Annotated in this window: 1 protein-coding gene; it reads left to right on the top strand. The window is 62.4% G+C overall.

Going from position 1 to position 1,342, the window contains the following annotated elements; translation table 11 throughout:
- Window positions 1–1,342 (top strand): NADH-quinone oxidoreductase subunit L (nuoL, locus tag QZH66_RS16170; protein WP_305806909.1); only part of this gene is annotated, 1,342 nt, incomplete at both ends.

Below are 1,342 nucleotides of genomic sequence, written 5' to 3'. Positions count from 1 at the left end.
CCTGTCGCACACGCTGACGATCCTGGGCGTGTTCGTCGCCTTCGTCCTGTCCGCCATGACGCTCAAGAGCGTGGCGCTGGACGGCGCGCGCTTCAATGAGACGCTCTACACCTGGATGGTGGTCGGCGGCCTCAAGATGGAAGTCGGTTTCCTCATCGACAACCTCACGGCCATGATGATGTGCGTGGTGAGCTTCGTCTCGCTGATGGTGCACATCTACACCATCGGCTACATGGAAGAAGACGAAGGCTACAACCGCTTCTTCTCCTACATCTCGCTGTTCACCTTCTCCATGCTCATGCTGGTGATGAGCAACAACCTGCTGCAGCTGTTCTTCGGCTGGGAGGCGGTGGGCCTGGTGTCCTACCTGCTGATCGGCTTCTGGTACAACAAGCCTTCGGCCACGTTCGCCAACTTGAAGGCCTTCATGGTCAACCGCATCGGCGACTTCGGCTTCATCCTGGGCATTGGCCTGATCGCCGCCTACACGGGCACGCTCAACTACTCCGAGATCTTCGGCAAGGCCGGCGAACTCGGCGCGCTGGGCTTCCCGGGCACCGACTGGATGCTGGTCACCGTGATCTGCATCTGCCTGTTCATCGGCGCCATGGGCAAGAGCGCGCAGTTCCCGCTGCATGTGTGGCTGCCCGACTCGATGGAAGGCCCCACGCCGATTTCCGCGCTGATCCACGCCGCCACCATGGTGACTGCCGGCATCTTCATGGTGGCGCGCATGTCGCCGCTGTTCGAGCTGAGCGACACGGCCCTGAACCTGATCCTGATCATCGGTGCCATCACCGCCTTGTTCATGGGCTTCCTGGGCATCATCCAGAACGACATCAAGCGCGTCGTGGCGTACTCCACGCTGTCGCAGCTGGGCTACATGACGGTGGCCCTGGGCGCCTCGGCCTATTCCGTGGCGGTGTTCCACCTGATGACGCACGCGTTCTTCAAGGCGCTGCTGTTCCTCGCGGCCGGCTCGGTCATCATCGGCATGCACCACAACCAGGACATCCGCTGGATGGGCGCCGTGCGCAAGTACATGCCCATCACCTGGATCACCTCGCTGGTGGGCTCGCTGGCCCTGATCGGCACGCCGCTGTTCTCGGGCTTCTATTCCAAGGACAGCATCATCGAGGCGGTGCACGCCAGCCATCTGCCCGCAGCCGGATTCGCCTCGTTCGCGGTGCTGGCCGGGGTGTTCGTCACGGCGTTCTATTCGTTCCGCATGTACTTCCTGGTCTTCCACGGCAAGGAGCGCTACGACCAGAACCCCGATGCGCACAGCCATGCGGCAGACGAAGAGCCCGATCCGCACGGCCACCACGACGATCACAGCAAG

The sequence above is a fragment of the Stenotrophomonas sp. YIM B06876 genome (assembly GCF_030711595.1).
Lineage (GTDB): Bacteria > Pseudomonadota > Gammaproteobacteria > Xanthomonadales > Xanthomonadaceae > Stenotrophomonas.
The sequence above is the reverse complement of the archived record's forward strand: the minus strand, read 5'-3'. Positions and strand labels throughout refer to the sequence as shown.